Source organism: Candidatus Omnitrophota bacterium (genome assembly GCA_028716565.1).
In the GTDB taxonomy this organism is placed as follows: domain Bacteria; phylum Omnitrophota; class Gorgyraeia; order Pluralincolimonadales; family Pluralincolimonadaceae; genus Pluralincolimonas.
In genome coordinates, this window is record JAQUPL010000010.1 from 20,673 (window position 1) to 45,880 (window position 25,208).

37 protein-coding genes and 1 tRNA gene are annotated in these 25,208 nt (G+C 55.0%); all 38 read left to right on the forward strand.

Annotated elements, in window-relative coordinates; all coding sequences use genetic code 11:
* Nucleotides 1-10 precede the first annotated feature (10 nt).
* Nucleotides 11-817, forward strand: coding sequence for a sugar ABC transporter permease (locus PHO67_08325; protein ID MDD5547141.1), 807 nt, complete (start codon nucleotides 11-13; stop codon nucleotides 815-817).
* On the forward strand, nucleotides 796-1,623 hold the full coding sequence (locus tag PHO67_08330) for a carbohydrate ABC transporter permease (protein ID MDD5547142.1): 828 nt from the start codon (nucleotides 796-798) through the stop codon (nucleotides 1,621-1,623). The genes PHO67_08325 and PHO67_08330 overlap by 22 nt, the downstream gene beginning before the upstream one ends.
* Nucleotides 1,620-1,931, forward strand: coding sequence for a hypothetical protein (locus PHO67_08335; GenBank protein MDD5547143.1), 312 nt, complete (start codon nucleotides 1,620-1,622; stop codon nucleotides 1,929-1,931). The genes PHO67_08330 and PHO67_08335 overlap by 4 nt, the downstream gene beginning before the upstream one ends.
* Nucleotides 1,928-2,683, forward strand: a complete 756-nt coding sequence (locus PHO67_08340; protein ID MDD5547144.1) for a hypothetical protein — start codon at nucleotides 1,928-1,930, stop codon at nucleotides 2,681-2,683. Before PHO67_08335 ends, PHO67_08340 begins: the two co-directional genes overlap by 4 nt.
* Nucleotides 2,680-4,101, forward strand: coding sequence for a DUF115 domain-containing protein (locus PHO67_08345; GenBank protein MDD5547145.1), 1,422 nt, complete (start codon nucleotides 2,680-2,682; stop codon nucleotides 4,099-4,101). Before PHO67_08340 ends, PHO67_08345 begins: the two co-directional genes overlap by 4 nt.
* Nucleotides 3,996-5,420, forward strand: coding sequence for a hypothetical protein (locus PHO67_08350; protein MDD5547146.1), 1,425 nt, complete (start codon nucleotides 3,996-3,998; stop codon nucleotides 5,418-5,420). Before PHO67_08345 ends, PHO67_08350 begins: the two co-directional genes overlap by 106 nt.
* 8 nt (nucleotides 5,421-5,428) lie before the next feature.
* Complete coding sequence (locus PHO67_08355) at nucleotides 5,429-5,719, forward strand: hypothetical protein (GenBank protein ID MDD5547147.1); 291 nt, start codon at nucleotides 5,429-5,431, stop codon at nucleotides 5,717-5,719.
* Nucleotides 5,673-6,128 (forward strand): hypothetical protein, encoded by a 456-nt coding sequence (locus PHO67_08360; GenBank protein MDD5547148.1) that lies wholly within the window; start codon nucleotides 5,673-5,675, stop codon nucleotides 6,126-6,128. Before PHO67_08355 ends, PHO67_08360 begins: the two co-directional genes overlap by 47 nt.
* Before the next feature lie 110 nt (nucleotides 6,129-6,238).
* Entirely contained in the window at nucleotides 6,239-6,556 is a 318-nt protein-coding gene (locus PHO67_08365; protein MDD5547149.1) for a phage minor head protein, read from the forward strand.
* Nucleotides 6,557-6,603: 47 nt separating this feature from the next.
* Entirely contained in the window at nucleotides 6,604-7,152 is a 549-nt protein-coding gene (locus PHO67_08370) for a hypothetical protein (GenBank protein ID MDD5547150.1), read from the forward strand.
* Between the two features lie 20 nt (nucleotides 7,153-7,172).
* A complete protein-coding gene (locus PHO67_08375; protein MDD5547151.1) occupies nucleotides 7,173-8,123 on the forward strand; it encodes a hypothetical protein in 951 nt (316 codons plus the stop codon).
* Nucleotides 8,124-8,138: 15 nt separating this feature from the next.
* Entirely contained in the window at nucleotides 8,139-8,618 is a 480-nt protein-coding gene (locus PHO67_08380; protein MDD5547152.1) for a hypothetical protein, read from the forward strand.
* 10 nt (nucleotides 8,619-8,628) lie between these two features.
* Nucleotides 8,629-9,510: a hypothetical protein gene (locus tag PHO67_08385; GenBank protein MDD5547153.1), complete on the forward strand. Its 882-nt coding sequence runs from the start codon at nucleotides 8,629-8,631 to the stop codon at nucleotides 9,508-9,510.
* Nucleotide 9,511: 1 nt separating this feature from the next.
* Nucleotides 9,512-9,904: a hypothetical protein gene (locus PHO67_08390; protein ID MDD5547154.1), complete on the forward strand. Its 393-nt coding sequence runs from the start codon at nucleotides 9,512-9,514 to the stop codon at nucleotides 9,902-9,904.
* Between the two features lie 11 nt (nucleotides 9,905-9,915).
* Entirely contained in the window at nucleotides 9,916-10,926 is a 1,011-nt protein-coding gene (locus tag PHO67_08395) for a phage tail tube protein (GenBank protein MDD5547155.1), read from the forward strand.
* Between the two features lie 9 nt (nucleotides 10,927-10,935).
* Complete coding sequence (locus tag PHO67_08400; protein MDD5547156.1) at nucleotides 10,936-11,349, forward strand: hypothetical protein; 414 nt, start codon at nucleotides 10,936-10,938, stop codon at nucleotides 11,347-11,349.
* 288 nt (nucleotides 11,350-11,637) lie between these two features.
* Nucleotides 11,638-13,296: a hypothetical protein gene (locus tag PHO67_08405; GenBank protein MDD5547157.1), complete on the forward strand. Its 1,659-nt coding sequence runs from the start codon at nucleotides 11,638-11,640 to the stop codon at nucleotides 13,294-13,296.
* Between the two features lies 1 nt (nucleotide 13,297).
* The gene (locus PHO67_08410) at nucleotides 13,298-16,366 is read left to right on the forward strand and encodes a right-handed parallel beta-helix repeat-containing protein (protein ID MDD5547158.1); all 3,069 of its coding nucleotides are present in this window, start codon (nucleotides 13,298-13,300) and stop codon (nucleotides 16,364-16,366) included.
* A gap of 399 nt (nucleotides 16,367-16,765) precedes the next feature.
* A complete protein-coding gene (locus PHO67_08415; GenBank protein MDD5547159.1) occupies nucleotides 16,766-17,092 on the forward strand; it encodes a hypothetical protein in 327 nt (108 codons plus the stop codon).
* Nucleotides 17,093-17,097: 5 nt separating this feature from the next.
* Nucleotides 17,098-17,171: transfer RNA gene (locus tag PHO67_08420), tRNA-Met, on the forward strand.
* Between the two features lies 1 nt (nucleotide 17,172).
* Nucleotides 17,173-17,637, forward strand: coding sequence for a M15 family metallopeptidase (locus tag PHO67_08425; protein MDD5547160.1), 465 nt, complete (start codon nucleotides 17,173-17,175; stop codon nucleotides 17,635-17,637).
* Between the two features lies 1 nt (nucleotide 17,638).
* Nucleotides 17,639-17,857: a hypothetical protein gene (locus PHO67_08430; GenBank protein MDD5547161.1), complete on the forward strand. Its 219-nt coding sequence runs from the start codon at nucleotides 17,639-17,641 to the stop codon at nucleotides 17,855-17,857.
* An 87-nt stretch (nucleotides 17,858-17,944) separates the two neighbouring features.
* The gene (locus PHO67_08435) at nucleotides 17,945-18,283 is read left to right on the forward strand and encodes a hypothetical protein (protein ID MDD5547162.1); all 339 of its coding nucleotides are present in this window, start codon (nucleotides 17,945-17,947) and stop codon (nucleotides 18,281-18,283) included.
* A 299-nt stretch (nucleotides 18,284-18,582) separates the two neighbouring features.
* Entirely contained in the window at nucleotides 18,583-18,756 is a 174-nt protein-coding gene (locus tag PHO67_08440; GenBank protein MDD5547163.1) for a hypothetical protein, read from the forward strand.
* Between the two features lie 85 nt (nucleotides 18,757-18,841).
* Nucleotides 18,842-18,982 (forward strand): hypothetical protein, encoded by a 141-nt coding sequence (locus PHO67_08445; GenBank protein MDD5547164.1) that lies wholly within the window; start codon nucleotides 18,842-18,844, stop codon nucleotides 18,980-18,982.
* Nucleotides 18,983-18,995: 13 nt separating this feature from the next.
* Nucleotides 18,996-19,154: a hypothetical protein gene (locus PHO67_08450; protein ID MDD5547165.1), complete on the forward strand. Its 159-nt coding sequence runs from the start codon at nucleotides 18,996-18,998 to the stop codon at nucleotides 19,152-19,154.
* Nucleotides 19,147-19,371, forward strand: coding sequence for a hypothetical protein (locus tag PHO67_08455; GenBank protein MDD5547166.1), 225 nt, complete (start codon nucleotides 19,147-19,149; stop codon nucleotides 19,369-19,371). Before PHO67_08450 ends, PHO67_08455 begins: the two co-directional genes overlap by 8 nt.
* Entirely contained in the window at nucleotides 19,364-20,257 is an 894-nt protein-coding gene (locus tag PHO67_08460) for an ERF family protein (protein ID MDD5547167.1), read from the forward strand. Before PHO67_08455 ends, PHO67_08460 begins: the two co-directional genes overlap by 8 nt.
* Before the next feature lies 1 nt (nucleotide 20,258).
* Nucleotides 20,259-20,918 (forward strand): hypothetical protein, encoded by a 660-nt coding sequence (locus tag PHO67_08465; GenBank protein ID MDD5547168.1) that lies wholly within the window; start codon nucleotides 20,259-20,261, stop codon nucleotides 20,916-20,918.
* The gene (locus tag PHO67_08470; GenBank protein ID MDD5547169.1) at nucleotides 20,915-21,508 is read left to right on the forward strand and encodes a hypothetical protein; all 594 of its coding nucleotides are present in this window, start codon (nucleotides 20,915-20,917) and stop codon (nucleotides 21,506-21,508) included. The genes PHO67_08465 and PHO67_08470 overlap by 4 nt, the downstream gene beginning before the upstream one ends.
* Nucleotides 21,505-21,846 (forward strand): hypothetical protein, encoded by a 342-nt coding sequence (locus tag PHO67_08475; GenBank protein MDD5547170.1) that lies wholly within the window; start codon nucleotides 21,505-21,507, stop codon nucleotides 21,844-21,846. The genes PHO67_08470 and PHO67_08475 overlap by 4 nt, the downstream gene beginning before the upstream one ends.
* Complete coding sequence (locus tag PHO67_08480; protein ID MDD5547171.1) at nucleotides 21,843-22,136, forward strand: hypothetical protein; 294 nt, start codon at nucleotides 21,843-21,845, stop codon at nucleotides 22,134-22,136. Before PHO67_08475 ends, PHO67_08480 begins: the two co-directional genes overlap by 4 nt.
* Nucleotides 22,133-22,366, forward strand: a complete 234-nt coding sequence (locus tag PHO67_08485; protein MDD5547172.1) for a helix-turn-helix domain-containing protein — start codon at nucleotides 22,133-22,135, stop codon at nucleotides 22,364-22,366. Before PHO67_08480 ends, PHO67_08485 begins: the two co-directional genes overlap by 4 nt.
* A complete protein-coding gene (locus PHO67_08490) occupies nucleotides 22,366-22,542 on the forward strand; it encodes a hypothetical protein (GenBank protein MDD5547173.1) in 177 nt (58 codons plus the stop codon). The genes PHO67_08485 and PHO67_08490 overlap by 1 nt, the downstream gene beginning before the upstream one ends.
* On the forward strand, nucleotides 22,539-23,024 hold the full coding sequence (locus PHO67_08495) for a transglutaminase-like cysteine peptidase (GenBank protein ID MDD5547174.1): 486 nt from the start codon (nucleotides 22,539-22,541) through the stop codon (nucleotides 23,022-23,024). Before PHO67_08490 ends, PHO67_08495 begins: the two co-directional genes overlap by 4 nt.
* A 1-nt stretch (nucleotide 23,025) precedes the next feature.
* Entirely contained in the window at nucleotides 23,026-23,325 is a 300-nt protein-coding gene (locus PHO67_08500; GenBank protein MDD5547175.1) for a hypothetical protein, read from the forward strand.
* A 167-nt stretch (nucleotides 23,326-23,492) separates the two neighbouring features.
* Nucleotides 23,493-24,503, forward strand: a complete 1,011-nt coding sequence (locus tag PHO67_08505) for a site-specific integrase (GenBank protein ID MDD5547176.1) — start codon at nucleotides 23,493-23,495, stop codon at nucleotides 24,501-24,503.
* Nucleotides 24,500-25,208 (forward strand): hypothetical protein (locus PHO67_08510; protein ID MDD5547177.1); only part of this gene is annotated, 709 nt, incomplete at its 3' end. The genes PHO67_08505 and PHO67_08510, both read left to right, overlap by 4 nt.

Consider the following 25,208-nt stretch of genomic DNA (forward strand, 5'->3'; position numbering starts at 1 on the left):
GAGCTTCTGCTTGGGGTTCGTCGCTCCGATGATCATGGTGGGGCGGCTCGCTCTGTTGGAGTCCGATTACCTGCTTGAAAAGTTCGTGGGGCTGGGGAACTTCGCGGAGGCATTCAAGGACAAGATGTTCATGAAGTCGTTCGTGAACGTCCTGATATTCGTGGTGCCTTTAATGCCGATAACAATCCTTCTTACCTATGGCTCGACGTCCATGCTTACGAGGTTCAGCAATAGGACGCAATCGGTAGGAAGATTCATTTCATATCTTCCCAGCCTCACGACTGGTTTGATCGTGTCACTGTTATGGCGATGGCTGCTGAAACGTGACGGGATGATAAACCAATACCTTGTTTCGTGGGGTCTGCAATCGGTGGCGTGGTTGACGCAACCGTGGACGGCGAGGCTGTCGCTTATTCTGGTATCGCTTAGCACGGGTCCCGGTGCCTTCATCATCCTATGTTCAGCGGCGATGAAGTCGATACCGTTGGAGTTGCACGATCAGGCGATTGTGGACGGGGCAAGCGAATCACAGTACCGAAGGCTTGTAGTGCGTCCGTTGATGATGCCGACGATACTCCTCATGCTGCTTCTGATTCTGGTAGGCACCATGCAAAGTTGGGAAACGATATACGTCTTGACGGGCGAAGGCGGGCCGAAGGGTTCGACGGCCACGCCGGTGTACAACTTGTTTCAAACGGCGTTCATCTGGAACCGACCGGGGTATGCGGCGGCGAAGGGTTTGATCCTCCTTGTAGTCATCGGCACCATGGTATTCATCAAACAGAGGATTGAAAAGTGGGCGGGCGCAGAAGCGTAGGAGACGTATTCCGCGCTATACTTCTCATCCTGCTATTCTCCATGTGGCTTGTGCCGACGCTCATGATGATTGGCAACAGCCTCAGCCCGGACAAGTCTTTCGCACGCGATCCTCCTTCGTTATTCCCGCGCAAGTTCTCGCTGATAAACTATGAGAAGCTGCTTGCGCTGAAATACCTGCCGCGCTGGGTCGTAACCACGCTGTTGATAGTGGCGGTGCATGTGGTGGGTGGGGTGCTGATAAACGGGGCGGCAGGGTATGTGTTCGCGTTCAACAAGGCGAGGTGGGCGCGGTGGCTGTTCTGGGCGTTCATGACGCCGATATTCGTCAGCAGCTATATCCTGCTCGTGCCGCAGTTCGTCATATTCGGGAAGCTTGGGATGATCGGGTTGCCGGCGGTGATCCTGCCGGGCATGGGCTCAACGATGGTGTTCCTGTTCAGGAACTACTTCAAGTCGATACCGGCGAGCTTGAACGAAAGCGCGAGGATGGATGGCGCGGGGGAGTGGCGGATATTCTGGCAGATCGTACTTCCACTCGCCGGGCCGATAGTGGGGACAGCGGTGGTGCTGATAGGCATGGGGAGCATAGGGTCCTTCATCTGGCCGATGCTCAACCTGCGGGTGCCGGAAACGCAGACGTACCTGGTCGGCCTCATGGCGAGCGCGATCAACGTGTATGCGGTGAAGGACGTAGGCTACGATATGGCGATAGGGGTTGCGGCGTTCCTGCCGTACCTGGTTGTATTCCTGATAGCTAACAGGTACTTTATCGGCGGGCTTACCGGTGGATCGATTAAGGAATGATCAACGACTATCCAGTCAACTACGAGAAGACGCTCGCGCACGCGAAGAAGCAGACCGAGGTAAATAATGCCATCGAGAGCATCGACGAGATAGAGAACCGGTGGGTACATTTATCATCGTGCGAAGGCTACTCGATGTATGACTTGAAGAAGGAAATACTGCTGACTGACATCACGATATTACTTCGCTGCTGTATTGTGTTCATCAACAAGATAGCCGAGCAGGAGCAGTTGATAAAGCGGCAGAAGCCTTGCAAGCTCTTGCGGCAGGCGAAGAAGATAGCACTTCCGATGGAGGGGAGGGTATGAAGACTGACTATGGGGATTTCAACGTGCCACCGGATCACTACAAGCCGAAGATAGTGTGCATCATCCCGGCGCGGGGAGGAAGCACGCGGCTGCCGGACAAGAACATGCGGATGTTCGCGGGGCGGCCGCTCGTGGCGTGGACCATCATTCAGGCGCTCTGCTCTCACGCGTTGGACGAGGTATGGGTGTCGAGCGACAGCGAACGCATCCTGGAGGTAGCGTCGAAGCTTGGAGCGAAGACGTACAAGCGCGAGCTGCCAGAGAACGACGATTCACCGGGGTACGTTCCGATGCTGGAGTTGATCAGAAAGATAGCCGGGCCACGGGATGTATTCGTGGGGCTCATGGTCACGAGTCCGCTGCGGCAGGTATTCGATATCGACAGGGCGGTGGCGAAATGGTTCGCAAGCCCGGACCGGGAGAATAAGATATGTCAGGCGATGGCGAAGATTCACGAGGACTTCCGGTTCAAGATGATGAACGACGATTATGCGATACCGCTGCCGGCCACGGAAAACGATAACCTGAAGGTGGACGGAAGCATTCACGTATCGACGCGGGCGCTGTACGAGGAGCAGATAGAGAAAGAAGGTGACGTGTACTTCATTCCTTATCTTCTCGAATATTGGCAAACGCTGGACATCAATACGGCGGACCAGTTGCGGTTTGCAGAGATGGTTTTCTATGATCGGATATTGACGGACAATCTGAATCCGTATGCAGTCTACAAGAAAGGTGGCTTGAAGGTATGAGTGATCCACATCTGAGGGACGCTGATCCGCAGCACTATGCGAATCCGAACTATCAAGGCGTCGACTTCTTCGCGCTGGACTTCATCAAGCAGCGAGAGGCGGTGATTGACAAGTTGAAGGCGAACCAGATCAGGGCTGACAAGGAAGACCCTGAGACTACTGTCATGGTTGCCGAGAAGGACGTGCAGGCGAGGATCGGAGAATCGAACCAGCGGTATGCTCAGGGTGCGTTGAAGCGGGAGATCATCAACAGCTTCTACAACCATCCACTTATCCTTCACGACTTCGCCACGGGGCGGGGGAAGAACCTGACGCCGAATAGTGGAATGGGACCGGCGCTCATCATCGGTTCGGGGCCTACGCTCGACAAGTGCCACGACCTTATCAGGGGATGGAAGGGCGGGCTGTTTTGTTCGTCCTCGCAGGCGATCACGATGGCGGCTCTCGGGAAAGACAACTTCAATATCGCTATCGTGGACGTGAAGACGGAAAGTGATGAGCTGCTGCCGTTGGAGGAATGGGAGGGAAGGAACTGCCGGATTATCACGCATCCTGGTGTGGACCCGGAGATACTACAGGTATGGCGCGGGGCGAAGTTGTATTTCAGGATCACGGTACACAACTATCCGTTCTATACCGAGATTCAGCCGCTCGCGTATCCGATGATCCCGACGACGCTGTATGTCTACGGATGCGCGGTGTCGTGCCAGATCACCATGGCGGCGCTTATGGGGTACAATCCGCTGTTCTTGTGCGGGTGCGACTTCGGGTTCCCCGGAGAGCAGGATAGGTTCCGATCATATTCCAAGGTAGATGGGAAATGGTTGCTGAGTGAACCTACGAAGATGAAGTACGTGCGCCATGCTAAGGTGACGTACAGGAACGGGTGCCCGTCAGACACGTTCCAGAGTTATTACAAACAGACCTTCTTTAATGTGTGGCGCTTGTCGCTGGCGGACGTTTTCAGAGTAGGCGACGAAGGCGGGCTGTATGAGGTGCCGAGTGTAACGAAGGAGGAAGTGGCGCAGACCGGCGGTGATATCATCCGGGACAAGTATATAAGCAACAAGGACAAGATAGATATTTGCGAACGGTACCTGCTGCACTATGGTACCTTCACGTTTGAGTATCCTAACAATCAGGTGGAGTTCGTAGTATTCGAGGATGAGGCGCGCGATATGCCGAGATATATCCAGATGTGCAATAACGCCTTTGCTCAAAGCAAGATGCCGGGTGTGTTGAATCTGGAAGAGGAGAGGAGTAGGATTGCGTATCTGCGTGATGACGCTTTATGGGAGGAGAAAGAAAAGCGATGGCAGTGGGCGACCAAATCACAGCAATCGCTGACGGAGACTACACCAGAAGCGTCCTCGGCGAGCGGATCAGAATCTACCGAAACGACTGGGAAGACCTCCTAAGCGCGGAACTGGCGAAGCAGTTTGTATCTGAAACCTGGGATCGTATCAGGCTCATGCTTGATACGTCCCAGAATATATTCAGGCGCATCATCCGAGAGATATGCACGGTTTACAAGGAAGGGTTGAAGCGGGAGCTTGTCAATGCGACTGAGGGGCCCGGGTCAGAGCCGTTAGACGTACCACGATACACCGAGATACTTTCGCAGATGGATTTCGACTGGAAGATGGCCGAGGCGCAGCGGCTATCGAAGGCGGCGTGGGTGACGTTTCTTCGTCCGCGAGTGCTGGAAGACTCGGGTGAGATGCGGCTGGAGATCATCACGCCGGACATCGCGCATATCGAGTTGAATCAGGAAGACCCGTTGAAGATGGACGGGTTCGGATATCGGGTGAACGGGAAAGACAAGAAGGGGCAGCAGATAGAATGTTGGGTATGGTACACCGAGGATCAGATTCGATACTTGGATTCGACGGGGAAAGAGATAGAAAACCCGTTCTCGGATGATCTGGATACGACGAATCCCTATGGGGTTATCCCGGTGGTGCCGTACTTCGGGACAGCGCCGGTGCTGGGGTTCTGGGACTTGAACTGGAACTATGATGCTGTGCGGTCGAACTACATCATCGGCGTCTTGAATACCTATATGAACTATCTGGTAAAGACGCAGAGCTTCAAGCAGGTTGTGTTCTCGGGGCAGGTGGGGCCTGCGGTACTGTCGGCTATATCCGATCCGCTCTATCCGTTCGTGCTGCCGCAGGGGTCCACGGCGGCGACGCTGGACTTGAACACGCAGCTCGCGGCAATCGACCAGGTTATCAGGGGAAAGATTTCAGCCATCGCAAACAACTACGGTATCTCGAATGAGAACTTCACTATCACTGGCGACATCGCATCGGGGTATTCGTTGCGGGTGGCGAACAGGGCGCTGGAGGAGATTCGAGCGTTCGACAAGCAGGTGGCATGGAAGACGGAGAAGGAACTATTCGACCTTATTCGGTTGATGAATAACATGAGCAGCGGGGAGGCGATACCGGAGACTGTAGAGTTGAAGTGGAACCCGGGGGAGATTGAGTATCCGCCGACGATGGCCGAGGAGCAGTCGCGGTGGGAGTTCGAGTTCAAGTTCGGCATTCGCAACCAGATAGATTACTTGATGAAGGAAGACCCGGAGCTTTCGCGCGATGATGCCATGGAGCAGTTGCAGCAGGTGAAGGATGAAAACGCGCAGGTGAAGCCGGGAAGGTCTGTGCTTGAAACCATCTTCGGCGGGGAGAAAGAGGAAGCGGTGATCCCGTTCCAGAAGAAAGAGGAGGCGTGATATGCCGTGTGGCAGGAAGAAGCGCAAGGGAAAGAAGCGTGGCAAATAAGGAAGCGGCGAAGCAGTTTGCCAAGAAGCGGGATGCTAACTTTGACAAAGCGAAGGGCGAGGCCGAGACGGCGTTCTTGAGAGAGTTCAAGCCGGATGCCGTGATGGCGTCACCCGATCAATACTTGAAACTACTGTTCGTAAAGATGGGATCGAAGATAGTAAAGAGTTTGATTCCAGAGGCGAAGAAAGCAGGTAAAGAATATGCCGCTCGACTGGGACAAGCTGAGCATCAAGATACCGAAGTTTGACGACCGGCAGACCTTCCTCAAAACCTGCGGCGGGTACGTGGTGAAAGAGATTATCGCGATGATCGACCGCGAGGAGCAGCCGGACGGATCGCCGCAGAAACAGAACAGCGACTATACCAGATTAGAAAAGCAGATCATCAAAGGCTACACGACGCCGCTGAAAGGTGCGCATTTCGAGAGTCCATACCTTGCGCGGCGAAGCATGGCGGCATGGCTTCGGACCTTTCATCCTCCTGATACGGTTGTTATCGAGTTGAATGCCAAGCGGAAACAGATAGGAATAAAACTGCAACAGATGGGCTATTGGTTCATGGGAATAACGCGGAAGGCTAAGAAGCAGATAGTTCAGGCGGCTGACCGGTACGTCAAACTGAAGACACGGCAGATGAAGCAGTACGGGTACGACTGATGGCCGATATAGATAAGTTCGCCGAGCGCATCATCCTCAAACTATCGACGACGGGGGACGGATGGACCGAGCGCATCAAGCAGCTTATCAAGGACTGGGCTGCGGCTGGCATGAGTGAGGATGAGATAATCGCGAAGCTGCTAAAGGAGTTGTCGCTGGGCGGGACGCTATTCGAAGGCATCATGGGGAGCTTCGGGAACATAGCCGGCGAGATGGTGGACTATGTATCGGTAGAGCAGGTACACGAGGAATGGAAGGGAATTAATCGGTGGACTTGGGTAACCGTGAAGGATGCGGACCGGTGCGATGATTGCGCGGAACGTGACGGGCAGGTAAAGACGTGGGAGGAATGGGAAGCGCTGGGGCTTCCTGGATTGGGGGCGACGGTGTGCGGCTGGCGGTGCCGCTGCACGCTGGAGCCGGGATAATGTTTCGGTACTTGAATCTGTTTGCATAGGAGGGTGATACTTCTAATATGAGTGAAGCAAAGAAAGAGCAGGAGGAGGGGACCGCTTCTTCAGCCGCCGCAAGCCAGGGCACGGTATCCGGTCAAGCCGACGCGACGTCGACGACAGCAGCGCAAGCCAGCGCAATAGAGATGGTGCCTCGGGCACAGTTCGACAAGCTCCAGTCTGACCTCGAAAACTTCAAAAGAATCGAAGAGGAGAGGAAGGGCAAAGAAAAGAAGCGGCAAGAGGAGCTTCTTAAGGAGCAGGGGAAGTACAAGGATTTGTATGATGCCGCCGTCAGGGAAAACGAGACGATGAAGGCGCAGCTAAGCAAGCTGGATGCTGTCATGAAAGAGATGCTGGAAGCGGAGATGAAGGACTTGCCGGAAGACTTCGACAAGACTCTGATTCCGAACATCGACGATTATGACAAGATCACTTGGCTCCGCAAAGCCAAAACCGCTCTCATCAAGAAGACTGAACCGCGCAAAGGAGACGGGACGCCTCCTGCGGGCGGGGAAGGGTTGGCCTCGATGAAAAGCATCTTCAACCATCCGATGTCCCCGAAACATTAGCCTCTTGAGAGGAGCAAGGAATGGCGATATATGCAACCGGGCTGACGTTAGCGGATATTGCACGTCGGCTTGGCGGCGATCAGCCTATCCTTGTTGACGCTCTCACTCAGGGTGGCGGCAGTCCTACGTTTGCGCGCATTCCGATGCGGCAGATTACTGGATGGGTGGAGCCGTTCACTCGGATTGTCGGGCGGCCCACTGTTGCGTGGAGGAGACTCGGCGCATATGTGGCTGCATCGAAGAGTGAGCGCACACCTCATTCGGAAGGCGTATTCCTTCTGTCGGGGTGCAGCGAAGTCGACAAGATCAGGGCAGATCGCGATCCCAGGGGACCCACGGCGCTTAGGTCAGAGGAAGCTTGGAGCTATCTCGAAGCGCTGGGTCATAGTCTAAGTCAGCAGTTCTTCTACGGTGGCACGTCCGTCTGCACCACGGCAGCGTCCGATGGGTTTGACGGGATGTGCGCCAGAGTCGTGTCAGTGGTGAGCACCTATATTCAGTGCTCGACTGGTTCTACTGGCGACTCGGTGTATGCGTTCAAGTTCGGGCCGGGCAAGTTCATGGGCATCTACAACGTGGGGCCGAGCGGGAAGCTTATCGAAGCGAACGACTACGGCGCGATTGTGGACACGGACAACACGGGTTCGTCCGCGAGCCTGAACGAGCTTTACCGCACGTTCTTCAACGCTGCATTCGGTGTCGCGCAGTATCATCAGCTCGCAGTGGGACGGATCAGCGGGCCGGCAAGTTCTCTCGCAACGATTGACTTCACGAACCTGTACGCGGGCATGGAGCAGAAGCCGGACCTGTTCGTCACCACATGGAGGGGATGGGGATGCATCAGCAAGATGATCGAGGGTAAGCAGAGTTATCCGCCTGGGGTAACTGATTACACCCCGTATGCTGGGTTCTACGACGGCATTCCCATCATCGTCGATAATGCGCTCATCGCTGATGCGAAGATGTGCTGAGGAAGGAGATCAGAGATGGCGACTTTATACGACGGGACGATGCGGGCAGTCCGCGACCAGGACCTTGTGTTCTGGGATGGGTCAGGTACGAGCTGGACGAGAGGGCCTACGCTTGAAAGCACGGTCAGCTCCGAATCTGATATCGTAGACCTTGGCAAGGCGCAGGAGTTCCCGAACCGGCCGCTGGCTATCATGTTCGAAGCGACGGCCTCGGTTTCGGCTCCATCAGCGAACTCGACGCCGATTACGCTGGATAGGATTTACATCCCCGGGCTCTTTGTCCAGGATGCCGCAGACGGGAGCACCTTCTCCGACATTCTGTTCGTGAAGTTCCCGGCGGATGCGTCCTATGCTGTTACGGCGGAGGCTTTCAGCGATATGGCGATTGGTATCGTGAAGTGCCGAAGGTACCTGAGACTGTATAACAAATGCGGTATCGGGACCACAGGAACTATCAGGGCGTGGCTGCGGATGGGTCTGACCACGCAGGCATGAGGAAGCTGCGATGAAGCAGCAGCTGGTCAAGGCATCCACGACGGATCAACTTGAGCTGGAGGTATGGGACCATACTGTGCAGGTGGTCCCTACCTCCGCTAAAGTATCCATCATCGTAGATGGATCGACGGACGTGTCTCTTGCCACCGCTACGATATCGGGGACGGGAACGTGTTCGTATGTTCCTGGTGCTACCATTCTCGATGAGTTGGTTGAAAACTGTGTCGCGGTATGGAAGCTCACAATCGGTAGTGAGTACAAGTATTTCCGCGATATGTTCGACGTGGTTCTCAATCCGCTTTATCCTGCGGTGACTGACGAAGACCTGATAGCGGAATGTGCGCAGTTGCAAGACACGAAGTACATGGAGGCCGGCATAGCCGATTCGGGAACCACGGTGACGCTGGTAGCGGTTGCGCTGAAAGAGTATCAGGACAACCACTTCCAAGGTGGGACGCTGGAGATTACCGATGGTGCGTGCAAGGGGCAGAAGCAGAGGATATCTGGCAATACGCGGTCGACGGGTACCATCACGGTCGATACCACGTTCGGCTCGGCGCTGACGGCTACTTCTCGGTTCATCGCAAGGCGCACGTTCCAACGCGAGATTGACCGGGCATGGGAAGACGTGATGGCGATGGTGCAGACGAAGGGATACCGGCCTGCGCTGATCATGAACTCTGAGGACTTGCGGCCGGTGCACCTCGCGTGGACGCTGGTAAAGATTTGTAGGAACCTCTCGAAGTCTCCTGATGACTTGTGGTGGCAGCGGGCAAACATCTACGTGGAGGACTACACTAACAAGATGAACATGGTGAAGTTCAACTACGATAGCGATGAGGACCAGTGGCCGGATTCGAGTCTATCGTTCAGAGCCGCGCTGAGGAGATGATATGGGCATCAAGTCGACGTGGAACACCATCGAAACGATACTCAACAAGAAGGGGTTCCCGTTGATGGAAGTGGACACGGTGCCGCAGGGGAAGCGCTGCACGATGCGGATCGTGGAAGTACCTGGGGATCAGATGCTTCGCGGCGCTATCGGGAGCGGGCAGATCAGGCTTGTATGGGGGATCGAGATTGCGCTCATGTACGATGTAGGAACCGACAAGCGGTTGGAGCGCACTATCGGGGAAGATGCGGAGAAAGTGATTGCAGCTATCTACGGTGATGCCGACATGGGGACGAAGCATCATTTCGTAGGAGCTGCGATTGAAAGAGACACGGTTCGGGGAATGGTGACGAACACGATGCGGTTTGACGTTCAAGATCAGGCCGCACTATAGGAGGCACCGCTATGGCAGGTGACACAAATCCCGGCAGGAACATGTGGGTTGGATTGGGTATCCAAGCCTCGATGGCCGCTGCCGCGACAGTCTATACGTATTTCCAGCCAACGGAGGTCGGCGGCTTCCTGGAGGAGTTCGCCACTATTGATTCGGGGAGGAGACTTGGCACGAGGTTTAGCGGGCTTCCGTACCTCGGGACGAAGCAGGTTCCCTTCTCGTTCACGGTCGAGGTTACACCGAACATCGGGCGCATCCTCGCGGCTGGAATGGGCGACTATTCTCTTGCGTCGGTCACGTCGGTTTGCTGGGATCACTACTTCAAGCTGACGGAAGAGTTGCCGTATGCCACGATTCTCTGTCATGCAGCGGGGGTGGCAGACAATACCTCAACGCCAAAAGAGATCAAGGTCATGGGCGCGAAGATCAGCAGGCTAACGATTGCAGGCGGGATTGATAACGTGCTGACGCTCGCGGTAGAAGGGATCGGGATGACGATGAGTGCTGCCGATTCGGTGTCGGCATCATATACCAACTTCGGCCCATTCCTTCTCAACTCGGCGCAAGGGACAGCCACGTTGTCCATCGGGGCATCGGTTCTCACGGCGGCTCTGTTCGAGGAAGCGCGGGACTTTGAGATCACCATCGACAACGGCATCATGGCTGACCATCGTATCCACGGAAGCGCGACGCCGGTTGCCATGAGTGAAGGAGACTCGAACGTTACGGGCAGGATCACAGCGATCTACAACGACAATACGTGGGGAGAGATAAACAACTTCGCCGCTGGCACAAAGAGAGCCATCACGCTATCTGCGGCGCATGCCGAACCTGTTCCTACGCTGCCGACTACGCTACACGCTTTCACGATTTCGTTACGCAGTGTGCGGTACACGGGGGACACGCCGAGCTACGATCCGGACGTGATGACCATCGAGCTTCCGTTCAAGGCAGAGAACATAGTGTCGGCGATGATTACGATCAGGAACGATTTCTCGACTGCATATTCAGCGACGGCATAGGAGGAGTGTATGGTTGTTGATGGGGTCAAGAAGGCTGACACGAGGAAAGTGGTACTGGATGAGTTCTTCGACCAGCCCGCGCATGTAGTCATCAAGATACTTGGCCCGTATGCGAAAGCGCAGATTCGCGAAGTGCTGATGTCGGGGTTCAACATCGGCGACGTGGATATGAAGGGGAAGGCTACTACAGTCCAGACGAGAAGCGAGGGGTCGGCGGACCGGGAGATCAAGATTAGAGACTTGAAACTGGCGCACGGTTTCGCTTCCACGGACATCCGATCAGGAGGTGTGGTGCCTGAGTGGAACAAGGCGCTATGGGATTCTCTCGATGAAGCCGACCCCCGCATTTTGGAAAAGGTCATCGCGGCTATCGATGACTTCTCAAAGATGCTTGAAGGCGGTGATGCTGCAAACCCTACCTAACCGACCGGGATAGGAAGGAGATTGAGGCGGCGGTAGATGCGAACTTCACGGAGCAGAAGTCGCCGGTCTTCAGAAAGGGGTCGATGAAATGGGTTGGGTTGCAACGCTGGGGATGGTATCTGGAAGTTTTCTTCTCTATCTCTGTCGGCGACCAAGCGAGTTTCGCAATCAGTCCCATCGAGTATATGAGGTGCTGGGAAGAGGACCCGCATCTGATGTCCATTCTCACGCTGGTACAGCACCGTGTGCGGTACAACGTATCGAGACAACTGGATAAGGTGAAGAGCGATGGGCGAGCGCGACACGTATCAAATAGTATTACAGCTAAAAGATGAACTCTCATCGAATCTGAAGCAGGTCAACAGCACGCTCCAGCAGACTCGTGATATCGGGCAGAAGACAGCGGAAGGCGTTAGCGGATTTACAAGTAAAATCAAATCGGCCATCCAGCCGATAAGAGACTTCTCCCGAATGATGTCGAGTCTCATGGCGGCAGGTGGGCTCGTGGCCTTATTCATGCGGGTTGCTAATGCCGTCGGTGACATGGAAAAGGCATACGCCAAACTTCATCCGGAATCGCAGAAGGCGGCAGGATCATTAGCGGCATGGAACGAAGCCATGTTGAATTTGAAAGCTCAACAGGGGGAGATAGTAGCTACTCTGCTCGGGCCTATTCGCGAAGCATTTATAAGCATGTTAGACCCGGTTGGCGCTGCGACACGGGAGATGAAGAATTTCAATACAGAGCTTGGAAAGCTTGTAGACAAATATAAATCGGATGCTACAAAGAAACTTCAAGATCATGCTGCTATGATGTCTACGCTCACTATGGCGCAAGAGCGATATAGGAGGGCCGTTTCAGCTCAGGTATATATCGAGAGAGATTTGGCAGATGCTCAGGAGTCTGTCAATACAGCCATGAAAAGTCTTGGCCTCCCAGGAGCATCGGAAGCGATATTAAAAGCACAGCAGAGAGTAGAAATACTTCAAGAGCGGTTGGCGCAGAATAAAACGACACTCGAAGAATCTGCTATTCTCATGCGCGAGATTCCTCAGATACTCAGGGAGCAGGCAGATAAAGCAAAGACCACAGCCGATGTAACGGTGAAAATATCAGATGCCGAAAAGCTGATGAACGAATATCTAAAAGAGAATCTTGGGTTGCAAATCTTGCGGCTGGAAACGGCGCAAGAATATATGGACACGATAGACCGTATGTGGAAAGCGCCGACAGGAAAGGGTGCGGCAGCAGGGGCCACGACATTCGCTCCTAAAATAGGGCGAACGGCTACTGCGCCATTTCAAGCGATTGATATTGAACTCGCCGCTCAACTTGCCGTAGAGGGGGAAGAGCTGGCAAGGATAAACAATCTGCAACAGACGTATATCGGAAATACGATGGTCATGATTGAGAAGAACGAGGAACTTGCAGATTCATTCGATAACCTCGGATTGTCGCTATTGCAGGATGCGCTTGTAGGGGTAGCGGAGGCGTTCGGGCAGGCCGTGATAGGGGCGCAGAGTTTAAGCGATTCCATGGCGCAGCTCATCTCCTCAATACTTCGTACACTCGGTCCGCTCATGATCCAGAAGGGGCTCGAAGTTATCGTAGCGAATCCTGCGCTCGGGCTCGCGCTGATCGCGGCGGGCGGGCTATCGATAGTCGGCGGGGCTGCCTTCGGTGCTGGTACAAACACGCAAGGGATACCGAATCCGAATGCGCCTCGGAAGTTCGCTACTGGCGGCGTGGTGACGGAGCCGACGCTGGCGCTCCTCGGGGAACGTGGGCCGGAGGCCGTGGTGCCGCTCAATCCTTATTCGCGGCGAGGTGGGAGATCGGCGGCGGGGATAGGAGGTATCACGATTGTAGCACCGAACGCACGATATCTGGACGGCAGGACGGCGGCGCAGTTGGTGCGTCAGGGTCTTGTAGCTATGAGATCATGATATGGCTTTCAACATTTCACTTGCGTCAACCACGGTAACGGAACTCGAATCGTATGAATGGTTCACGTCGACCGGCATATCGCTAAAGAACGTCAACACGTATCTGTGGGGACCGACCGATCCGTCGGGCTGGACGTGCATCTCTGACTACGTGAAGTCTATCCGCATCAACGGGTCAGTGACGAATGTATCGGGAGAACCTGGCGCGAATGAAGCATTCATAGAGCTGGACAACCTCGATAAACGGTTCACGGATATAAATGCCACGGGGCCATACTACGGGGTTCTCAATCCTAACCAGTTGATGAAGATAACGCTGTCGGTTGGTGCCGAGAGCGTAACGATATTCAGCGGGCGGGTGTCGCAGAATGGGTTTGTCGAGGACAGGATCGGGCACGCCGGGAACGCCACGGTAAACATATTCGACGATGCTTACGCTTTCATGCGGAAGAAGTTCGACAAGGACTACTTCTACGAAAACAAGAAGCTCATAGATGCGGCTGATGCTGGCAACTCACTGCTTCATATTCTGTTGCAGGAACACGCGAGCATGCTGTCGGCTGACATAGTAACGAACGGCGCTGTTGACATGACGGTGCCGTACACTGTGTTCAGGGAAGGGGCATCGTACCAGGACATACTGCGCGAGATAGCGACGGCGACGTTGGCGCAGTATGCGGGATTCAGGCACGACGGGAAGTATGTATTCGAGTCGCGGTTGACAGCGGGGTGGTCGGAGCCGTCAGCAGAATACGTGCTGACGACGGAGAGCTACAACGTCGATTTGACGAAAGAGATCGCGGCGCTTATCGGAAACAACGTGAAGGTGCGCGGGGTGAACGACTTCAGCCGCGATGGTCTGATACTGTGGGACCTGTCGAAGATAAAGCAGATCGGCGTAAACGCGAGCTATCCGAATGACTTATGGGAGATAGTAGGATCGGGTGAGTTTTATCTTGGGACACCGGTGGAACCGCGCACGGTTGAATACACTACGATGCTTGGGGAATTGCTGAAAGCCAGTTCGCTTGCGCTGAATGTAAAAACGCGGACTGCGCTTTCTTCTCCACATTGGAACTCTTCATCACTGACAACCGTTGGAACTGTTCTTGAAGAGAATGCTACAAGCGGGAGTCTCGTATTCCAGAACTCGTTGATTATCAACGTGTACGTCATGGGGATGAAGATCACGGGAAGGGGAATCATCAGGCGAAATCTTGGGAATAACCCAATAGTTAATAACATGCAGGTTGGCGGTACTGGTAGCAACTATCATCTCGCATTACCGACCGGTACTGGGGGGTCATGGGAAGGCGATGATCTGAACTGGGGGAGGATCGGAGTTGCATCGAATGCGTCGAGCATTTCGATGTATGGGCAGACGGATTTAGTTATCTCCTCGGAGATGATCTGCGGGAACACGCAGCTCGATAACATCTTGCAGTGGCACCTGCTGAACGGGAAAGACCCGAAGCACGTTTTCTCCATGGGTAACCTGCCGTTCCTTGCCTTCATGCAACCGGGGGCGCCGGTGTGGGTGAACTTGACCGACCTCGGTTTCAGCGGCATGGTGACGGTGCAGTCCTTCGAGCATAACATCACGCCTGATACTGCGGACACCACGCTGTACATGCTGGAGAACCCCGGGGACTGGACGGTATCGACGGGTGCCACGGTGCGCGAAGTCTACGCTGCGGGCAGCGGCGGGACGGGGCCGGGAGAGCTTGGAGCGCCTAACTGGGGCGGGAATAATAGATTTGTTATTGCGACAGCCGGATGTAGTCTTCCGGCAGATATATTCTGCGATGGGACCAGCGATCAATCGGAATGGAACGATGCAATCCAGTTTGTCAGCGGGAGAGGTGGCGGAACGATAGTAGGCGTCGGGTCGATATTCAATACGACGGCGACAGTGAGCCTCGAATCGAACATCGCGATTGAACTCGATAGCGGATCGTCAATAAAGAAAAACGGGAACTTCAATGCGATAGAGGCATTAGGTACAGCGACGACGGCGATGTCCGCAATCGCGATCGTCGGCGGCGGGAAGATCACCCGGGACGCCGGCGACACGAACGCTACTGACCTGGTGCATTTTGAAAACGTTGAGGACTTTCTGATTGCCAACGTAGGTATCATCGGAGGATACGACGATGGAATCTATATTCAGGGCGGGACGAACGGGGAGGTAGGTGGAGGTGTGAATATCGACGGGTGCGCCGGAACTGGTCTAAAGGTCATCGCGGGGGCAACAATCATCGCATCTTCGCTGGCAATCATGAGTTGTGCAATCGGGTGCGAGATGTGGCCGTCGCTGACGACGAATAAAATAAGTAATGGGGATTGTGAGACTACCGATGAACCAATGCTCAACAATGAGTCAGTCCCATATAGTGGCTCTTGTGCATGGGCCAGAACATCATCTGCGGCATATTCAGGAACGTATGCATATAAATTTACGGCTCAGGACTTGTTCCCATATGTTTGGTTCCAAGACAATGTAGATTTGGATGACATGCATGGTCTATCTCCCGGAAAATCATATCTATTGGACATGATGGTTTGGTGGCCGAGCGGGCAAGACATGGATGTTGATGTGCTGCAAATATATTTTTCATACTATGCTTCGGCGATGTCCTATGTAATAGCTACAACTTATGCAAAACCAATTTATAATCAATGGCAAAGAATAAGAACGATGATTAATGTTGGCGACGATGCCACTGGTATTTATTTAGGTCTCGTCCCTACCGGTTCTTATTGCGGATCAGGAGAATACATTTATGTAGATGATATAAGTCTTTACGAATTCGACGCCACCGACTCCGGTTGCCAACTCGTCAACTCCTCGATAGAAGAGTGTGCTGACGGGGTAATCGTGGCCAACAGCCACGCGCTCATCCAGAACAACCAAGTGACCGGCTGCAAGTCGACCGGCATAACGATCGCGGCTGGATACCGGAACATCGTCAGCGGGAATCGTGCCTATAACAATGGCGACGATACCGGTTTGTCAAATGAGAACCAGCATAATTTCTACGATGCTGGTATCGACACACAGATAGGATAATGAGATGAATAGTTGGCAAGCACCGGTAGCGGGAGAGCCGAGCCTCGGAACCATGCATGAACACTATGCTGATCTCGCTATCGAATCTACGCCGAGTGCAACGGCATATTATACGATAGATGTTAGTGGGGAAGTGCCGGTCGGAACGATGTGCATTTATATCAGGATATTGCATTCTAGCGCTGCGGTAAGTAGGGCGTTAGTTGCTTTCACAGATGATACTCCTACGCCAGCGGTAGGGCCGGTTGTAGCTCGGCAACAAGTTGTTGGTATCACATGCGATGGTACCGGATGGGTTAGATTAACTTCATCGAGAACATTCGTTCTTTATACAACTGCGATTCTTGCATCTGCGAGTGGTTACATGTTTTTCTATACATCATAGGGATAGGAGGTAAAATGGGTAGTCTGCCGGTCGGTACAGTCATCACGATGCTCATCAGTATCGGTATTGCGGCGGGTGGTATAATCTTGGGCCAGATAGCGAGGGCGAATGCAGCGAAAGCGAGGGAGAGTTACGTGGCATTAGAATGGCGGGTCAGGGCTGCCGAAGTTGCCTGCGAGGATGGCAAGCAGTTCTGCGATGAGAGTCGGCGGGATAGAGCTGAACTACGCAAGGAGTTCGGGGATATTCGCGGTGATCTTCGCGTGCTGTTGGAACGGCAGGAATCGATGGCCGAAAAACTCGACGCCGTACACAAGAAGATATTCAACGGCGGCGTATGAGTCGACGCGGAGTGGAGCAGTGGTCAGCTCGCCGGATTCATGGTCCGGAGTGTCGCAGGTTCGAATCCTGCCTCCGCTAGATGAGTAGACTGATCGAGGACCTGAACGATGAAACCGAGCGCCTTGCCCGCCACTTCCTGCTTGAAGCGCATGATGCCGGGCTGAACGTGGCCGTTACTTCCACGTTGCGCACGCGCGAGATACAGGTAGCCTACTTCGCGCAGGGACGGGCCACGCTGGAAGTGGTGAACCTGCTACGGAAGATAGCGGGGCTGAAGCCGATAGCGCAGGACGCGAACCTGGTTATCACGAAGTGCGACGGGGTTAACTCGAAGTCGAAGCACCAGGAAGGCGACGCCTTTGATGTGGTGCTGCTGAATAAGTATGGCGACCCTATCTGGCACGTCGCTACTTGTTTCGTTGACTACAAGTCGCTCGGTAAAATAGGAATGGCGAATGGCCTTGAATGGGGAGGGTCGTGGGCACCGCTCGATCCTTCAACGGGCATCGGATGGGATGCCTTTCACTACGAGAGGAGGGTGTGATATGGCGATAGTTGAAACTGGTCTTCGGAAATGGTGGATGGGAGTTGCCGCACTCGGAAGCGTGCTGGTAGCAGGGGTTCTCATGCTGGGCTTCGGGAAGATGAACGACACGGTGTTCGGGTTATGGGTAGGGGCGATGACTGCTAACGTATTCGGATATGGGACGGCGAATCTTGTTGCTAAGAAGTTCGACGGCTCCGTCAAGAAAGGTAAAAAGTGAAGTGGTGGTCTGTGCTCATCATCCTCGCCATCGGCGCGATGATTGCGCTTGGTGGCGTGTGGTTGTGGCGAAGAAAGAAGGCGATGAATGGTGCGGGTGATAATCCTCCTGTTGATCCTGCTCACGACCCCGGTGTTCTCGCAGCAATCGAGCGGGGAAGAAAACGGATGGCCGATCTGCTTCGACGAATCAAGCTGGGCCGATCTGGAAAGACAGGTACAGGAGGAACTAGCGGCGACGGCACTTGAAGCTGCTGAGGAAGCGGTGAAGCCGCACCTCGCCTACGAGGCGGAGTTGCAGGCGAAACTCGACGCCGATTCGCGCACGATTCTGTTCTGGCAGATTACCACGGGGGTAAGCGCCGGGCTGGCGCTGTTTTTCGCCGTCCTGCTCGCCGTGGGGAGTATGATCCCGCCGATGCCGTAAAGGGGAGGTTGCGAGCTGAGCCGGAGGCCTAGAAAGCCGCCTGCCGCGTCTGGCTGGCCTGTGGCGGGCTTTCGGCCGTTTTCCTAATGCATGCTTGTCCGTTTAGCCTTGCCAATCGTCGTGCGGCAAGCGGCTTTTGTCTACTTAATCATACACTTCTGTCGGTAGGCCGGTTTGTGGCATCCTAACGCCCGTTACCCAATCTCGACACTGTACCACAACAATTTTAGCAAAAGATAAAAAATCTTCTTGCTATCGGTCCTCCGCTATGGTAGTCTGCAAGCAGGAGGAATGAGAAAATGACAACAAACGAATGGTTCAGGCAGACTTACAAAACACTTCTTGGAATGATCCGCGATGACTGGAACGGGAAGCGGAGTGCCGAATGTGAAAGTGCCATGGCAGAATATTCCCGACTATGGGGTGCGGCGGGTGCGCCCATCCTCTATGCTTGGCCGAAAAATCCGGAATAAGAAAATGAGTGACCGCGAATATGACGACTACCGCACCGCGAGCCAGCGGATGCACGCCTCTCCTCACTCGCCGCCACCGGAGGAGATGAGGTGCGCGTACTGCGGCGCGGTGTTGGAGCACGGCATCATGGGCGTGCTGAAGACGGACGACGGCTATCCTGTCTACCTGAACTTCTGCAACGAGGCGCACTTCAAGCAGTATCGCATCGAAACGGATAACGAGTAGGAGGAGGCATGAAGTGAGTGTTTACATCATGGGCCGGAAGCGTGAAGGGTGGCAGGTTGTGATACGCGGGTACGGATGGTACACCCGCTCGCACCTGCTCACGTTGCAACAGGCGATAAGGCTGCAAGATTATTGCCGCCGCGTCGAGAGGAAGGAGAGGGCGAATGCCTAATGGTGATGGATATATTCCGGGGGGAGCTACCAGAGAACATCACGCTACATGGTGTAAACTAGTCGGGGAGAAGGAGCTTCCAGTAGCAAAATATTATAAGGAAAAATCAACAGGGAAGATTTATCGTGCTGATGAATATTATGATACCGCACTCAGTCCACATGAGATGATTCCTGTGGATATCAAAAAACCCAAGAAAGGAAAGAAGAATGGCTAAGCAGCGGGGCCGGCCGAGGAAGACGACGTTGCCGGCCGTGGTGAAGGAAGCGCCTATCGCGCTGGCCGAGGAGCCGAAGGTGCCGACCGTCGTCGACGCGCAGGCGCTCATCGCCCGGGCCATCGACAAGAACCTGCCCATCGAGAGCATGGAGCGACTGCTCGCGATGCGGAGGGAGCTGCGGGCCGAGTGGGCGCGGGATCAGTTTTTCTCTGCTCTCGCCGGCTTCCAGCACGAGTGCCCTACGGTTGAAAAGAAAAGCAAGGTGCAGAACAAGGATAAGACCCTTCGGTATTCCTATGCACCTCTCGAGGATGTCGTCGAGACTGCGAAACCGTTTCTTGAAAGGTGGGGATTCTCTTGGACGATTAAGCCCACGCAGGTCAACGGAAACGTAAAGGCATCCTGCTATCTTCACCACAGAGACGGACATGAGGAACTGACCGAGTTCGAGGTTCCTCTCGATCCTGATTCGTACATGAGCAATCCGCAGAAGGCAGCGGCAGCTCTCACGTTTGCCCGCAGGTATGCCTTCATCAATGCGACCGGAATCGTGACAAGGGGAGAGGACAACGATGCTCAGAAGGAAGGGGATGAACCGAGAGATCGGAAACCGATTCTTGCCCCTCGGGCTGCTACCTCAACTCCTACTCCGGCTCCTGTCTTGGCCCCGAAGAACGATTATGAAAAGTGCGTCCACTATCTCGAAGCTACCGAGTTCGACAAGGTGACGGGAAAGCACATCCAGCTTTTCAATCCCAACGAGATCACCGACTACACCAATCAGGCCAACATCGCAAGGAAGAATCCGGTGGAGTTGAAGATCGTCATGGACGACATCATCGAGACCGGCAAGAAGCGCCGCGCGGCAATCAAAGGAGCATGAAGTGACCACCGAACTATCTGTCATGGAGAAGAAGGCCGAGCAAGAGATGTCGGCCATCATGGTGAAGGCGTCGGCGTTCGTCGTGAACAACGAGGAGACGTACACCGCTGCCGACCAGATCATTGCCGAGGTCAGGGGCAAGGTGAAGACGCTGGAGGTTGAGCTCGGCCCCCCAAAAGAGGCGGCCACGAAAGCATGGAAGGCGATGGTCGCTCTCTACAAGAAGTACATCGACGATCCTCTCGAAGCCTGCAAGACCCTCGACCGCAAGCGGTATGCGTGGAAGAAGGCCGAAGACAATCGGCGCGCAGAGGAAGCGGAAGCCGTCCGGCGGGCGGAACAGAAACGGATCGCCGATGAGAAGCTGGCGCTGGCTGCGAGGATGGAAGAGGCGGGGATGAAGGAGCAGGCTGCGGCCGTCCTCGATGCTCCCATCGCTTCCGTTGCCGTTGCGGAGCCGGTGAAGGTCGAGAAGCCCGAGGGCCAGGTCATTATCGAGAACTGGCAGGCACGGGTGGTCGATGCAGATGCAGTCCCCAGGTCGTTCTGTTCCCCGGACCCGGTGAAGCTGGGCCGGTACGCGAAGTTGATGAAGGGTAAGGCCAGCGTCGCGGGAGTTGTTTTCGAGGACGTGGGGACAGTCCGCCGGCGCACGGCATGATTACCTATAAACTGCCCGAGGGTTTGATAGCGCAGAGATTCCCGGAGGGCGGCCTATGGTACACGTATCAAGGCCGCTACATCCGGTCCGTGTCGAAGATCCTGAACCGGATCTATCCCATGCCTCCCGATCTCGACCCTTGGTACCTCGAAAGAGGACAAAAGGTCCATGCCGCTACGGTGCTCATAGATAACGGGACGCTCGACTGGAACGAGTTGGACGAAAGACTGAAACCGTTCTGCGATGCTTATCGGGTTTTCATTGAAGCCGCCAAGCCCAGCATCGAAGCGAGCGAACTCGTCGTCGTGCATCCCTCGTATAGTTATGGTGCTCGGCTGGACCGGGTATTCAGTCTGCCCGGGCAGGAACGACTTCTAGTCGTCGACATCAAGTGCGGGGCGGGGAAGGAAGACCGGTACTGGCTCCAGGTCGCCGGATGCGCGGTGGCTCTCGATGATGCGAACGTTGGCAACTACGACCTGGCACTGCTCAATCTGAACAACAAGGGCAAGCCGAAGCTTACCTTGGCTGACGATCCCGCCTCATGGGTGAACCGATGGAGAAGAGTGCTTGAGGAGGACTTGGCATGATCCGGTGTCCTCTGGGCGGGTACTGCTACAAGTCTCGCACGGAAGCCCGCTCAGAGGACAGCTTCGAACTCTTCCACGTCTATCGGGACGCCTTCGCGAAGTGGCGTGGGTGGTCGAACGTGTACGCGAAGAACTGGTTGTGCGTTCACCACGGGGTGGCGCTGGAGTACGAGCCGGGGAAGTTCGTGCCGCCGAAGTGGCCGGGCATCTTCGTCGAGGTGGACGACTGGATTCACTTCCGTAAGTCGACCTTGGCATACACGAAGGAGGAGATGGCGCGGCTGATAGACGCCACGGCGTTAGCAATCATCGAGGCAGGAGGAGAGGTACCTACGTGAACGACAGGAAGACGCTTGCGATATCCGAGATGAAGGTGGCCAAGTGGTACGAGCAGGATGGCCGCTGCTTGGCCTGCGGGGAACCGCTCGCGGTACAGGAGGCAGAGCTAGCGCACAGGATTCCTCAGAGAAAGTGGCTGCTGAAAATGTACGGGCCCGGTGTCATCCACCACAGCATGAACGTCTGCCTTACTCACCACGGGGACTGCAACGACAAGATGAGCCTCGGGAACCACCCGATAGAGATGGAGAAGCTTGCGGCGATAATCAGAAAGGAGCGGGAGAAGTGAAATGCTCGCAGACCTTGAAGGTGCTGATGATGCTGCGCGAGAACAGGCTGGAAGGCATCACGGCGATGGACGCGCTGCGGGAGCTTGGGGTGGCGCGGCTGGCGGCTCGCATTAGCGAACTGCGGTTGATGGGGCACTGGATCGACAGCGTGCTGGTGAAGGTGCAGACGAGAAACGGGGCGGCGATGGTGGCGAACTATCGGCTGATAAACGACAGAGAGGAGGCGTGATGAGGCAGGCGACGACGAAGACGTATAAGATGACCCCGACGAAGAGCGGCGGCGGGCACGTGCAGATACCTGCGCTGGTGCTCCAGTGGGCCGGCATGAAGGCGCCGGGCCGCGTGGCGTTCCGCGTGCGCGGCGGCAAGATTACGATGTACGACCCGGAGAAGGAGCCGGCATGAAGTATGCGCTCGTGGCTCTAGTGGTGCTGCTCGCCGGCTGCGCGTGGTGCGTGGACGACACCTACGACCCGGCGTTCGATATCCCGGCGACGGGGGCGACGACGCCGCAGGAAGTATGCCGCTGGGTTGACACGCGCGTGCGGTACGTCAGCGACGATATCCACGACATGCTTGAGTATTGGCAAAGTCCAGATCAAACATGGGCATGGGCCGCTGGCGACTGCGAGGACTACGCGCTGCTTGTCATGTACCTTCTCCGCCGCGACTTGGGCGGGTGGCCGGCGCTGGTGCTCGGGCACTACGACGACGGGACGACGCGCGGCGGCCATGCGTGGGTAGCGTACAACGGCAGATGGTACGAGGCGATGACCGGCGAGGATGTCACCGGCAGCCCGTGGTACACGCTGCATGAGTCGGTGAGCTACGGCGTGGCCATGTGGCGTTCGATGAACACGCACAAGTCGATGCTTGAGGAGGAATGAAATGAGAAAGGTTATTGTGCTTCTGGTGGTTCTTCTCGCGGTGGCTGGCTGCGATTTATTCGCGCCTGATCCGTTTCTCGGCGTATGGGTTTATGGTGATATTCTCTCGCTGTTCTTCGACCAGAATGGCGTGGTGATGAACGACAAGATAAACCACGTATCCTACGACGGCGAGTATTACTACGATGATGACACACTCACCATCGAATGGATCGGCTATCCGGTAGAGAGAATACCATACGAGTTTATCGGCGACGACATCCTGCGGCTGTACGGCTTCATGGACTTCGTGAAACAGTAGTTGACAGGTAGCAGCAGGTGTGATATGCTTGCGTCTGTTGCGGGTTGGAAGCCGCAGCGAGTCTTCTGTGTGGGACGGGTCGGGTCTATCGTGTAAGGGGGGTCCACACAGCCCTCGGCGCTTTCCACGCCACGCACGGTAGACCCGACCCTTTTTTGGGAGAGAATGTGACTGATAATCTACCGGATAAAATAGTCGACCTTCCGGGCGTCGCGGAGGGCTTGCGCCGAATCGCGCGGATATTCGAGTCGGTCAAGAGCTTCGAGGACGTGGAGCGCGTGTTCCTGAAAGGCGCGGGCCTCGCGGCCACGACCTATCGAAGCTACCTCGCGGCGGTGCGCGATTTCTACGCGCACACTGGCGGGCTCAACCCGCTACAGGTGACGCCGGCGATGATTGAGGACTGGTACGACACCTTATCGAAGCGCGTGGGCCGGGGCACGGCGTACTGCCGTGTTCAAGGGCTGAAACGATTCTTCCGTGGTGTCGGCGCCGTGGTGCCGTTTTATATATCACCATTTGATATCATGAATGAAAAACTAATACAAAAGTTGAGTCGGACAAAGAAGGGAAACCGCACTAAGCCGGCGTTATCATGGTCAGAGCTTACAGCGGTGATGGCGTGGCTCGGCAGTCTGCCGACGCTGCGGGCGCGGCAGGACCGGGCGCTGCTACTGTTCCTCGCGACCAGCGGGCTGAGGGCGGCGGAGTTTTGTCAACTTCGCTGGGGCGACGTACAGGAGCGCGAGGGCATGCTGTCCGTGACATTCACGGGCAAGGGCGCCACCGACGCGGAGCAGGAAGTCTACAAGCCGGCGCTTGACGCGCTGCGCGAGGTGTTCCGCGAGCAGCACCGCCGCGACCCCCAGCCTATCGACGCGATCGCGTGGACCCTGCCGTGGGAACGGACGCGGGCAGCGGCGCCGATGAACTACGCCGTTTTGTACTCTCGGATTCGCGACCTGGGCGTGGCGGCGCGGAAGGCCGGAATTATATCTCGTCCATTCGTGTGGTCACCTCATGCTTTGCGAAGAACATATTGTACCATTCTAAGTAAATCCGGAATGGATCTAGCAAGTATTTCTAAAAAGATGAGACATGCAAGAATAAGTGGCCTAACAGAATATATCGATACAAACGAAACAGCCGGACCATATTTAGAAAAGATGATAAAATGAGCAAACGATTCTTTGATACTGGTATCTGGAAACGTCCGTGGTTTAGAGAACTTACTCCAGAAAACAAAACTGCGTGGTTTTATATCCTTTCAGAATGTGACAATGTTGGAGTGTGGATTGCGGATAAAAAAGCAGCTGAATTCTTTGTCGGTTGCGAAGTTGATTGGGAAGATTTAATTTCTCATTGCCATGACAATATCGAGGTATTAGAAAATGGTAAGTGGTGGGTAAAAGATTATTGCAAATTCCAGCATGGTGATTTGATGAGCAGGAAGGATTCTGCGGTGGTACGTAGTTACCTTTCGTTACTCGATGAACATGGTTTGAAAGATAGAGTATACAAACAGTTTACAAACAGTTGCCAAACTGTACAAGGAAAAGGAATAGGAAAGGGTAGGGGAAAGGGAACAGGAAAAGGAGGAATGGATGATGAAGAATTCTCGGCGTTCTGGACTGCATATCCTCGGAAGATAGCTAAGGCTGATGCTCTTAAAGCGTGGAAGGCGAGAGAGAAGGACAAGACGCTCGATACCTCTGAGCTCATGGCTGCTGTGGCGACGTACACGAAACAGATGGCTGGCAAGGAGCTGGAGTACGTGATGCACCCGGCGACGTTCCTGGGGCCGGCGCTGCGGTGGAAGGACTATCTCACGACTGGCTCGAAGTACGTGCCGGCGTCGAAGGCGAGCGACGACCTCGCGTGGA

What these genes read in the sequence shown, in the direction of transcription:
- PHO67_08335 (MDD5547143.1), top strand. Translation starts at nt 1,620, where the DNA reads ATGATCAACGACTATCCAGTCAACTACGAGAAGACGCTCGCGCACGCG.
- PHO67_08340 (MDD5547144.1), top strand. Translation starts at nt 1,928, where the DNA reads ATGAAGACTGACTATGGGGATTTCAACGTGCCACCGGATCACTACAAG.
- PHO67_08345 (MDD5547145.1), top strand. Translation starts at nt 2,680, where the DNA reads ATGAGTGATCCACATCTGAGGGACGCTGATCCGCAGCACTATGCGAAT.
- PHO67_08350 (MDD5547146.1), top strand. Translation starts at nt 3,996, where the DNA reads ATGGCAGTGGGCGACCAAATCACAGCAATCGCTGACGGAGACTACACC.
- PHO67_08360 (MDD5547148.1), top strand. Translation starts at nt 5,673, where the DNA reads ATGCCGCTCGACTGGGACAAGCTGAGCATCAAGATACCGAAGTTTGAC.
- PHO67_08365 (MDD5547149.1), top strand. Translation starts at nt 6,239, where the DNA reads ATGAGTGAGGATGAGATAATCGCGAAGCTGCTAAAGGAGTTGTCGCTG.
- PHO67_08370 (MDD5547150.1), top strand. Translation starts at nt 6,604, where the DNA reads ATGAGTGAAGCAAAGAAAGAGCAGGAGGAGGGGACCGCTTCTTCAGCC.
- PHO67_08375 (MDD5547151.1), top strand. Translation starts at nt 7,173, where the DNA reads ATGGCGATATATGCAACCGGGCTGACGTTAGCGGATATTGCACGTCGG.
- PHO67_08380 (MDD5547152.1), top strand. Translation starts at nt 8,139, where the DNA reads ATGGCGACTTTATACGACGGGACGATGCGGGCAGTCCGCGACCAGGAC.
- PHO67_08385 (MDD5547153.1), top strand. Translation starts at nt 8,629, where the DNA reads ATGAAGCAGCAGCTGGTCAAGGCATCCACGACGGATCAACTTGAGCTG.
- PHO67_08390 (MDD5547154.1), top strand. Translation starts at nt 9,512, where the DNA reads ATGGGCATCAAGTCGACGTGGAACACCATCGAAACGATACTCAACAAG.
- PHO67_08395 (MDD5547155.1), top strand. Translation starts at nt 9,916, where the DNA reads ATGGCAGGTGACACAAATCCCGGCAGGAACATGTGGGTTGGATTGGGT.
- PHO67_08400 (MDD5547156.1), top strand. Translation starts at nt 10,936, where the DNA reads ATGGTTGTTGATGGGGTCAAGAAGGCTGACACGAGGAAAGTGGTACTG.
- PHO67_08405 (MDD5547157.1), top strand. Translation starts at nt 11,638, where the DNA reads ATGGGCGAGCGCGACACGTATCAAATAGTATTACAGCTAAAAGATGAA.
- PHO67_08410 (MDD5547158.1), top strand. Translation starts at nt 13,298, where the DNA reads ATGGCTTTCAACATTTCACTTGCGTCAACCACGGTAACGGAACTCGAA.
- PHO67_08415 (MDD5547159.1), top strand. Translation starts at nt 16,766, where the DNA reads ATGGGTAGTCTGCCGGTCGGTACAGTCATCACGATGCTCATCAGTATC.
- PHO67_08425 (MDD5547160.1), top strand. Translation starts at nt 17,173, where the DNA reads ATGAGTAGACTGATCGAGGACCTGAACGATGAAACCGAGCGCCTTGCC.
- PHO67_08430 (MDD5547161.1), top strand. Translation starts at nt 17,639, where the DNA reads ATGGCGATAGTTGAAACTGGTCTTCGGAAATGGTGGATGGGAGTTGCC.
- PHO67_08435 (MDD5547162.1), top strand. Translation starts at nt 17,945, where the DNA reads ATGGTGCGGGTGATAATCCTCCTGTTGATCCTGCTCACGACCCCGGTG.
- PHO67_08440 (MDD5547163.1), top strand. Translation starts at nt 18,583, where the DNA reads ATGACAACAAACGAATGGTTCAGGCAGACTTACAAAACACTTCTTGGA.
- PHO67_08445 (MDD5547164.1), top strand. Translation starts at nt 18,842, where the DNA reads ATGAGGTGCGCGTACTGCGGCGCGGTGTTGGAGCACGGCATCATGGGC.
- PHO67_08455 (MDD5547166.1), top strand. Translation starts at nt 19,147, where the DNA reads ATGCCTAATGGTGATGGATATATTCCGGGGGGAGCTACCAGAGAACAT.
- PHO67_08460 (MDD5547167.1), top strand. Translation starts at nt 19,364, where the DNA reads ATGGCTAAGCAGCGGGGCCGGCCGAGGAAGACGACGTTGCCGGCCGTG.
- PHO67_08470 (MDD5547169.1), top strand. Translation starts at nt 20,915, where the DNA reads ATGATTACCTATAAACTGCCCGAGGGTTTGATAGCGCAGAGATTCCCG.
- PHO67_08475 (MDD5547170.1), top strand. Translation starts at nt 21,505, where the DNA reads ATGATCCGGTGTCCTCTGGGCGGGTACTGCTACAAGTCTCGCACGGAA.
- PHO67_08490 (MDD5547173.1), top strand. Translation starts at nt 22,366, where the DNA reads ATGAGGCAGGCGACGACGAAGACGTATAAGATGACCCCGACGAAGAGC.
- PHO67_08495 (MDD5547174.1), top strand. Translation starts at nt 22,539, where the DNA reads ATGAAGTATGCGCTCGTGGCTCTAGTGGTGCTGCTCGCCGGCTGCGCG.
- PHO67_08500 (MDD5547175.1), top strand. Translation starts at nt 23,026, where the DNA reads ATGAGAAAGGTTATTGTGCTTCTGGTGGTTCTTCTCGCGGTGGCTGGC.